Source organism: Nocardioides sp. (assembly GCF_016462705.1).
GTDB lineage: Bacteria > Actinomycetota > Actinomycetes > Propionibacteriales > Nocardioidaceae > Nocardioides.
This window is the reverse complement of sequence record NZ_JAEMSS010000194.1, coordinates 1-7,381: the sequence shown is the minus strand read 5'-3', so window position 1 is coordinate 7,381 and position 7,381 is coordinate 1. Positions and strand designations below refer to the sequence as shown.

Below are 7,381 nucleotides of genomic sequence, written 5' to 3'. Positions count from 1 at the left end.
ACCCCGGGCTCACGCCGATGACCGCCTTCCTGGAGACCAAGACGGTCTGGCACCCGATGGGCGTCTGACGAGCCGGAGGCACCGGTTCAGGCGGTCGCGACCGCCGACTCGACGAGCGCCAGGTCGATCTGGCCGGTGCGGATCCGCTCCGGGTCGTCGCTGACCAGGGTCATCGTGAGCACGGCCGAGCGGGTCGAGAGGCTCGTCGCCTGGACGATCTGCTGCTCGGTGGTCGCCGTGCACCGCCGCTCCTGCCGGCCGTCCGGGTCGGGCCCGACCTCTTCGCAGGCGGCCTCGAAGGTGGCGTCCAGCTCGTCCGGCTCCGCCGGGGTCAGCGTGACCTCGAGGGTCGTGGCGCCGGACTCGGACGCCAGGCTGCACGAGGCCTCCGCGGCGGTCGAGGTGTGCGCCACCTCGTCGACGCCGTAGTCGGCCGGGACCGCGGGCAGCACCTCGTCGCAGAGGTTGTCGGGGAGCGTCGCGTTGACCATCTCGCCCGTCGAACCGCCGGAGCCCTGCGGGTCCGAGGACGCCTCGTCGGCCTCCTCACCACAGGCACCGGACAACAGACCGAGAACCAGCAGAACCGCCACGGTCGCCGTCAGTCGCACGGGGCCGTCCTACCCCCACCCTCCGCCGCCAAAACCCCCGGGCGGGCAGGTTTGTCCGGGAGGCGACGGGGCAGAACCTCAGCCATGTCAGCGCCCTCCACGACCAGCACCAGGGCGGTGGACGTCACCCTCGACGCGAACCGCCAGATCGCCGGTGTCGTGATCCGTGCCCTGCCTGACGAGCTGCGGTCGCCGGACGGCCTGAAGGCAGCCCTGCACCGCGCCTACCTCGATGCCGTGGGCGCGCGGCTGGACGAGCGCCTCGGGTCCACGGGGAGGTCGCGCGGGGAGCGGCCGGTGGCCCGGGCCGACCGCACGCCGGCGCCACCGCGGTCGGAACGCTACGGGCACGTGCCGCACGACGAGCTCGTCGAGTTCTGGAAGCGCCCCACCGCCCTCGAGCCTCGCGATCCGGGCGCCCGGGACACCGGGTCCTCCAGCAACGGCTGCGTCCACCTCACGCTGCACACCACCGACCACTTCGCCGACATCGACGTCGACCCCGGCTGGCTGCGGACCGCCAACGTCAGCTCGGTCGCCACCGCCGTCCTCGAGGCCTTCGCGGACGCCTACACCACGAGGAACCAACGATGACCGATCTCGGGTCCTTCTCGGTCCAGAGTGCGGAGCTGAGGGAGGAGTCCACCGAGTGGACCCGCCGCAAGCAGCACCTCCAGGACGCCCACGACCTCGCCAACAACGGCCTCTACAAGGGCTACAAGTTCGGCTTCTTCGGGATCGCCGCGGGTCTCGACGACTTCCACGACGAGTTCATCTCGGCGATCGACCAGGCCTTCCACGACGGCCTGGACACCTTCGACTTCATCGCCGCCAGCCTGGTGTCGACGGCCAACGCGTACGACGGCGCCGACAGCACCGCCGCCGAGGGCGCCGCCTCGCTCAGGGAGAGGCTGCCGCGATGACCGCCTACAGCGACTTCGACCAGTTCGCCCAGGACGTGCAGCAGCAGGTCACCGACCTCTGGGAGGACGCGCAGGACGCCTTGGGCACCATGGCCAACGTCCTCAACGACGCCGCCGACGCCTTCGACTGGAAGACCGTCGTGTTCGGCCCGATCGGCTCGGCGATCATCGACGGACTCACGTCCGACGACGTCGAGCGCGCCATCGACAAGTTCAACAACGAGATCCGTCCCGGCGTCGAGGACAAGCTCAACGAGCTCGCCGGCGACGTGGAGCGGGTGGTCTCCTCCATGGCCGGCGACCCGGTCGGGCTCAAGCAGCTGTCCTTCGACTACGCCGACTGCAAGGCGGCCCTGCTCACCCCCGCCCCGTCCATCGCCTCCGAGATCGCGGCGCTGGGCCACCACTGGAAGGGGGACGCCTTCCACAACTACTCGGTCGCCGCCACCGAGCAGGTCAAGGCCATGGAGAACATCGCGACCGCCCTCGAGGCGGCGTCCGACATGACCAACCTGGCCGGGCAGAAGATCCTGCAGCTCTGGGTCGACCTCGTCGACGCCTTCGTGGCCACCGCGGTCGACGCGATCGGCATCCTGTCCGACGCGACCAGCGTCGAGAGCATCATCAGCTTCGAGGTGCCGGTCATCATCTCGGCGATCGGTGCCATCCTGGCCGCGATCCAGCGGGTCGCGAAGATCCTCGAGGACTACATGATCGGCGTCGGTTTCCCCGACCAGCTGGAGTGGCGGCAGCTCGCCAACGGCAGCACGGGCCTCCCGCACAACACCTGGCCGGTCCTGCACCCCGACGCCGTCGACGGCATGGTCACCCCGGAGCAGTGGCAGGTGGCCTAGGCACCGCGTCGTCCTCACTCGGGGCAGAATGGCCGGGTGGCGGCCCGGGTGATCGTGCTGGCCGGTCCGTCCGGGGCCGGCAAGTCGCGGCTCGCCGAACGGTCCGGGCTGCCGGTCCTCCGCCTCGACGACTTCTACAAGAGCGCCGGCGACCCGACGCTGCCGGTGATCGCCGACGGCCCCAACGCCGGAGTCGTGGACTGGGACGACCCGGCCTCCTGGTTGCCCGAGGACGCCCTCGCCGCGCTGGACGAGCTCTGCAGGGAGGGTCGGGCGGAGGTCCCGGTCTACGACATCGCGCACGACGGACGGTGCGGCTCCCAGGTCCTCGACCTCGAGGGGTCGCAGCTGCTCGTGGCCGAGGGGATCTTCGCCCACCACGTCGTGGGGCCGTGCCGTGAGGCCGGCATGCTGGCCGCGGCCTACTGCGTCCGGCAGCACCCGCTGGTCACCTTCTGGCGTCGCCTGACCCGGGACTTCCGCGAGCACCGCAAGCCACCGATGGTCCTCGTGCTTCGTGGGCTCGCCCTCATGCGCGAGCAGCGCGACCTGGTCGCGGACATCGTCGCGCACGGCTGCACCCCGGTCAGCCCCGACGAGGCCGCGACCGAGATCAGGCGGCAGGCCCAGGAGGTCTCGTGACCGACCTCCCCTGGTCCCGGATGAGGCAGCCCGACCAGCGCAGCTGTGGACCCAGCTCGGTGGTGGCCGCGCGGATGCTGCTCGACCCGGCGTACGCCGACGCCGTGCGGGAGGCGCCGGAGGACCGGTTCGCCGCCGACGTCCTCAGCACCCACCGCCGCGCCACCAGCCCGGTCGTCGCCGGCCGGCTCCAGGTGCCGTGGCCGCGCGCGCTCGGCACGCCGCCGTGGGCGGTCGCCCGCGAGCTGTCGGCGGTGTCGGGTCCCGGGGCGCCGGCCCGGCGCTACGGCTGGAGGCTGTCGGTGTTCCGGCCCGGTGCCGCCTTCGACCGGGTGGCGGCAGGTGTCGACTCCGGTCGTCCGGTCGGCCTGTACGTCGGCAACGCCTGGCTGCCGCGGCACGTCGTGCTCGCCGTGGGCAGGGCCTCGGAGACCGGTCTCTGGGTCTACGACCCGGCCAAGGGAGCCCGGACCGAGGTCACCCGCGCCGCCGTCGAGTCCCGGTCGCTGACCCTGGGTCGCTGGGACCGGCTCTGGTTCGACGTCAGCCCGCGCTGACGCCCGGCCCTCCCGCTGCCTCGGCCGCGAGGGCGGCGTACTCCGGCTTGATGACCTCGCTGATGAGCGCTAGCCGCTCGTCGAACGGCAGGAACGCCGACTTCATCGCGTTGACCGCGAACCACTCCAGGTCGCGGACGCCGTAGCCGAACGCCTCCACGAGCGAGCCGAGCTCCTTGCCCATCGACGTGCCGCTCATCAGCCGGTTGTCGGTGTTGACCGTGACCCGGAAGCGGAGCCGGGTGAGCAGGCCGATCGGGTGCTCGGCGATGGACTCGGCGGCGCCGGTCTGCACGTTGGAGTGCGGGCACATCTCCAGCGGGATCCGCATGTCCCGGACGTACGCCGCGAGCCGGCCGAGCTCGACCGAGCCGTCGTCGGCGACGGTGATGTCGTCGATGATCCGGACGCCGTGGCCGAGCCGGTCGGCGCCGCACCACTGGATGGCCTCCCAGATCGAGGGCAGCCCGAAGGCCTCACCGGCGTGGATGGTGAAGTGGGCGTTCTCCCGCTGGAGGTACTCGAACGCGTCCAGGTGCCGGGTGGGCGGGTAGCCCGCCTCGGCACCGGCGATGTCGAAGCCCGCGACCCCGCGGTCACGCCAGGCGACCGCCAGCTCGGCGATCTCGCGGGAGCGGGCCTGGTGACGCATCGCGGTGAGCAGGTGCCGGACCTGGATACCGCGCTGTCCCTTCTCCAGGGCCGCGGACATCCCCTGCTCGAAGCCCTCCTGCACCGCGCCGACGACCTCGTCGAGGGACAGGCCCGTCTCCACGTGCTGCTCGGGGGCGTAGCGCACCTCGGCGTAGACGACCCCGTCGGCGGCCAGGTCCTCGACGCACTCCCGGGCCACCCTGGTGAGGGCCGGGGCGGTCTGCATGACCGCGACGGTGTGGTCGAAGGTCTCCAGGTAGCGAACCAGCGACCCCGAGTCCGCGCTCTCGGCGAACCAGCGGCCGAGGTCGTCCGCGGTCTGCGCCGGCAGCTCGTGCCCGCACTCGGAGGCCAGCTCGACGATGGTCTGCGGCCGCAGGCCCCCGTCGAGGTGGTCGTGCAGCAGCACCTTGGGGGCACGGCGTACCTGGTCCTCGGTGGCCCGGGGGCCCTGGCTAGGCTCGGTGAGGACGGCGCTCATGTCGCCATCCTGTCAGCCGCTCCCCGACTCGAAGGCATGCATGCGCACGTTCACCAGCACAGACGAGCTCGAGGCCGCCGTCGGCGAGGACCTCGGCGCCACCGACTGGGTCGAGATCGACCAGCACCGCGTCGACCTGTTCGCCGACGCGACCGACGACCACCAGTGGATCCACGTCGACCAGGAGCAGGCCGCCGCCGGGCCGTTCGGGGGCACGATCGCGCACGGTTACCTGACGCTGTCGCTGATCCCCTGGCTGAGCAGCCAGATCTTCAGCGTGGAGACGCCGGGAGCGCGGCTCAACTACGGCCTCAACAAGGTCCGGTTCCCGATGCCCGTCAAGGTCGGCGCGCGGATCCGCGGCCGGGCCTCGGTCGTCGGTCTCGCCGACGTCCCCGCCGGCAAGCAGCTGACCGTCGCCTACACGATCGAGGTCGAGGGCGAGGCCAAGCCGGCGTGCGTGGCCGAGACGGTGGTTCTGCTCCTCAGCTAGCCAGGTACGGGCGCAGCTTGGCCAGTCCCTGCGTCGGCACGGTGATCGCCACGCCTTCTCCGACCGCCCGCATCACCCAGCCGCTCCCCTGCTCCGCAGCAACGCGCTTCAAGGTCGCCAGCACCAGGCCGGTCTGGGGGACGCCGCCGGTGATCCGGAACCGGGCCAGCTCGGCGCCGGACTCGTCGGAGATCCGGCAGTAGGCGCGGTTGACCCACTCCAGCGTGTGCCCGTGGTAGCTGCTGACCATGAGCACGATGGTGTCGACCGGGCCGTGCACCCGGCCGAGGTCGACGGTGATCTGCTCGTCGTCACCCTCACCGGAACCGGTCAGGTTGTCACCGAGGTGGACCACGGAGCCGTCCCGGGTGCCCAGGTTGTTGTAGAACGCGAGGTCGAAGAGCTGGTCGCCCGCGAACTGCACGGCGGTGGCGTCCAGGTCGACGTCGGGGGCGCCGGTGCCCATGGCCCCGGCGGTGCGCTCCTTGTCCCAGCCGATGCCCAGCGTGACGCGCGCGGACGCGAGTGGCAGCTCCTGTCCGGCGACGAGGTCCATCCCGTCAGTCAACGTCAGCCGATCCGGTCGATCAACAGCGGGGTGGGCTCGAACTCGGCGCCGTGCTCGATGTCGTAGCCGCCCTCCAGCGCCTCCAGCGCCCTGTCGAAGCGGTCCGGCTCGTCGGTGAGCAGGGTCATCAGGGGCTGGCCCTCGGTGACCTGGTCGCCGGGCCGGGCGTGCCACCGCACGCCGGCTCCCGCCTGGACCGGGTCCTCCTTGCGCGAGCGGCCCGCACCCAGCCGCCAGGCCGCCATCCCGACCGCCATCGCGTCCAGCCGGCTCAACGTGCCGGACGCCGGTGCCGTGACGACGTGGGACTCCTTGGCGACCGGCAGGACGGCGTCCGGGTCCCCGTCCTGGGCCCGGACCATCGCCTTCCAGGAGTCCATCGCGGACCCGTCGGCGAGCTTGTCCGCGGGGTCGACGTCGCCGCGTCCGGCCCCCGCGAGCATCTCGCGAGCCAGAGCCAGGGTCAGCTCGACCACGTCGGCGGGCCCGCCACCGGCGAGGACCTCGACCGACTCCTCCACCTCGATCGCGTTGCCGGCGGTGAGGCCGAGAGGCGTGTCCATGTCGGTGAGCAGCGCGACCGTGTGCACCCCCGCGTCCGTGCCGAGCCCGACCATCGTCTCCGCCAGCTCACGAGCCAGCTCGACGTTCTTCATGAAGGCTCCGGAGCCGACCTTCACGTCCAGCACGAGCGCGCCCGTGCCCTCGGCGATCTTCTTGCTCATGATCGACGACGCGATGAGCGGGATCGCCTCGACGGTGCCCGTGACGTCGCGCAGCGCGTAGAGCTTCTTGTCCGCGGGTGCCAGGCCGTCGCCGGCCGCGCAGACGACCGCGCCGACGGACTCGAGCTGGGCGAACATCTCCTCGTTGGACAGCGCCGCCCGCCAGCCGGGGATCGACTCGAGCTTGTCCAGGGTGCCGCCGGTGTGGCCGAGACCGCGACCGGAGAGCTGCGGGACCGCGACCCCGCAGGCCGCGACGAGCGGGGCGAGCGGCAGCGTGATCTTGTCGCCCACGCCGCCGGTCGAGTGCTTGTCGGACGTCGGCCGGGACAGCGTGCCGAAGTCCATCCGCTCGCCGGAGGCGATCATCGCCGCCGTCCAGCGGGCGATCTCGCGCCGGTTCATGCCGTTGAGCAGGATCGCCATCGCCAGCGACGACATCTGCTCGTCGGCGACCACGCCACGCGTGTAGGCGTCGACCACCCAGTCGATCTCCGGGTCCGACAGCTCACCCCGGTCCCGCTTGCGGACGATCACCTCGACCGCGCTGAACGGTTCGCTCACGACGTTCCTCCTTGGACTGGAACCCTATGGAACCCCCGGAGGACGAAGGTCCCCCGGCTCTCCGGCTCCCCCGCCAGCGCCAGGGTCGGGTACGCCGCCCACAGCGCCCCCACTGACTCCACGAGCTCCATCCGCGCCAGCGGAGCACCGAGGCAGAAGTGCACCCCGACCCCGAAGGCCAGGTGGTTGTTGGGCTCGCGGTCGACCCGGAACTCGTCGGGCTCCTCGAAGACGGCGGGGTCACGGTTGGCCGAGCCCAGCAGCACGGCGATCTTCAGCGCCACACCGGCCTTGTCGCACGCCGCTTGC

Annotated in this window: 11 protein-coding genes; 6 read left to right on the top strand and 5 right to left on the bottom strand. The window is 71.8% G+C overall.

The annotated features are described in order from the left end of the window. Nucleotides 1–86: 86 nt before the first annotated feature. Nucleotides 87–611: a hypothetical protein gene (locus JHD21_RS18850; RefSeq protein WP_292678340.1), complete on the bottom strand. Its 525-nt coding sequence runs from the start codon at nucleotides 609–611 to the stop codon at nucleotides 87–89. An 84-nt stretch (nucleotides 612–695) separates the two neighbouring features. Here JHD21_RS18850 and JHD21_RS18845 point away from each other — a divergent pair, with 84 nt between their 5' ends. The 5 genes from JHD21_RS18845 to JHD21_RS18825 are packed head-to-tail and all read left to right on the top strand — an operon-like array spanning nucleotide 696 to nucleotide 3,587. Further along, nucleotides 696–1,205, top strand: coding sequence for a hypothetical protein (locus JHD21_RS18845; RefSeq protein ID WP_292678338.1), 510 nt, complete (start codon nucleotides 696–698; stop codon nucleotides 1,203–1,205). Then, complete coding sequence (locus tag JHD21_RS18840) at nucleotides 1,202–1,534, top strand: hypothetical protein (protein WP_292678336.1); 333 nt, start codon at nucleotides 1,202–1,204, stop codon at nucleotides 1,532–1,534. Before JHD21_RS18845 ends, JHD21_RS18840 begins: the two co-directional genes overlap by 4 nt. After that, nucleotides 1,531–2,388 (top strand): hypothetical protein, encoded by an 858-nt coding sequence (locus JHD21_RS18835; RefSeq protein ID WP_292678334.1) that lies wholly within the window; start codon nucleotides 1,531–1,533, stop codon nucleotides 2,386–2,388. The genes JHD21_RS18840 and JHD21_RS18835 overlap by 4 nt, the downstream gene beginning before the upstream one ends. Nucleotides 2,389–2,424: 36 nt before the next feature. Next, nucleotides 2,425–3,030 carry an ATP-binding protein gene (locus JHD21_RS18830; protein ID WP_292678332.1) on the top strand — a complete coding sequence of 202 codons (606 nt, stop codon included), beginning with the start codon at nucleotides 2,425–2,427 and terminating at the stop codon, nucleotides 3,028–3,030. After that, nucleotides 3,027–3,587 carry a hypothetical protein gene (locus JHD21_RS18825; RefSeq protein ID WP_292678330.1) on the top strand — a complete coding sequence of 187 codons (561 nt, stop codon included), beginning with the start codon at nucleotides 3,027–3,029 and terminating at the stop codon, nucleotides 3,585–3,587. Before JHD21_RS18830 ends, JHD21_RS18825 begins: the two co-directional genes overlap by 4 nt. Here JHD21_RS18825 and JHD21_RS18820 read toward each other — a convergent pair. Then, nucleotides 3,574–4,722 carry an adenosine deaminase gene (locus JHD21_RS18820; protein WP_292678328.1) on the bottom strand — a complete coding sequence of 383 codons (1,149 nt, stop codon included), beginning with the start codon at nucleotides 4,720–4,722 and terminating at the stop codon, nucleotides 3,574–3,576. The two genes, JHD21_RS18825 and JHD21_RS18820, sit on opposite strands and share 14 nt — an antisense overlap. A 40-nt stretch (nucleotides 4,723–4,762) precedes the next feature. Between JHD21_RS18820 and JHD21_RS18815 the strand changes: the two genes are divergently transcribed. Continuing rightward, complete coding sequence (locus tag JHD21_RS18815; protein ID WP_292678326.1) at nucleotides 4,763–5,215, top strand: MaoC family dehydratase; 453 nt, start codon at nucleotides 4,763–4,765, stop codon at nucleotides 5,213–5,215. Here the strand turns inward: JHD21_RS18815 and JHD21_RS18810 are convergent. The 3 genes from JHD21_RS18810 to JHD21_RS18800 all read right to left on the bottom strand — a co-directional run. Then, complete coding sequence (locus tag JHD21_RS18810; protein ID WP_292678324.1) at nucleotides 5,208–5,771, bottom strand: TerD family protein; 564 nt, start codon at nucleotides 5,769–5,771, stop codon at nucleotides 5,208–5,210. The genes JHD21_RS18815 and JHD21_RS18810 overlap by 8 nt on opposite strands. A gap of 14 nt (nucleotides 5,772–5,785) precedes the next feature. Further along, nucleotides 5,786–7,072 (bottom strand): thymidine phosphorylase, encoded by a 1,287-nt coding sequence (locus JHD21_RS18805; RefSeq protein WP_292678323.1) that lies wholly within the window; start codon nucleotides 7,070–7,072, stop codon nucleotides 5,786–5,788. After that, nucleotides 7,069–7,381, bottom strand: a 313-nt coding sequence (locus tag JHD21_RS18800) for a cytochrome P450 (RefSeq protein ID WP_292678322.1), incomplete at its 5' end; no start/stop codon positions are given. The genes JHD21_RS18805 and JHD21_RS18800, both read right to left, overlap by 4 nt.

What these genes read in the sequence shown, in the direction of transcription:
- JHD21_RS18845 (WP_292678338.1), top strand. Translation starts at nt 696, where the DNA reads ATGTCAGCGCCCTCCACGACCAGCACCAGGGCGGTGGACGTCACCCTC.
- JHD21_RS18840 (WP_292678336.1), top strand. Translation starts at nt 1,202, where the DNA reads ATGACCGATCTCGGGTCCTTCTCGGTCCAGAGTGCGGAGCTGAGGGAG.
- JHD21_RS18835 (WP_292678334.1), top strand. Translation starts at nt 1,531, where the DNA reads ATGACCGCCTACAGCGACTTCGACCAGTTCGCCCAGGACGTGCAGCAG.
- JHD21_RS18820 (WP_292678328.1), bottom strand. Translation starts at nt 4,722, where the DNA reads ATGAGCGCCGTCCTCACCGAGCCTAGCCAGGGCCCCCGGGCCACCGAG.
- JHD21_RS18815 (WP_292678326.1), top strand. Translation starts at nt 4,763, where the DNA reads ATGCGCACGTTCACCAGCACAGACGAGCTCGAGGCCGCCGTCGGCGAG.
- JHD21_RS18810 (WP_292678324.1), bottom strand. Translation starts at nt 5,771, where the DNA reads ATGGACCTCGTCGCCGGACAGGAGCTGCCACTCGCGTCCGCGCGCGTC.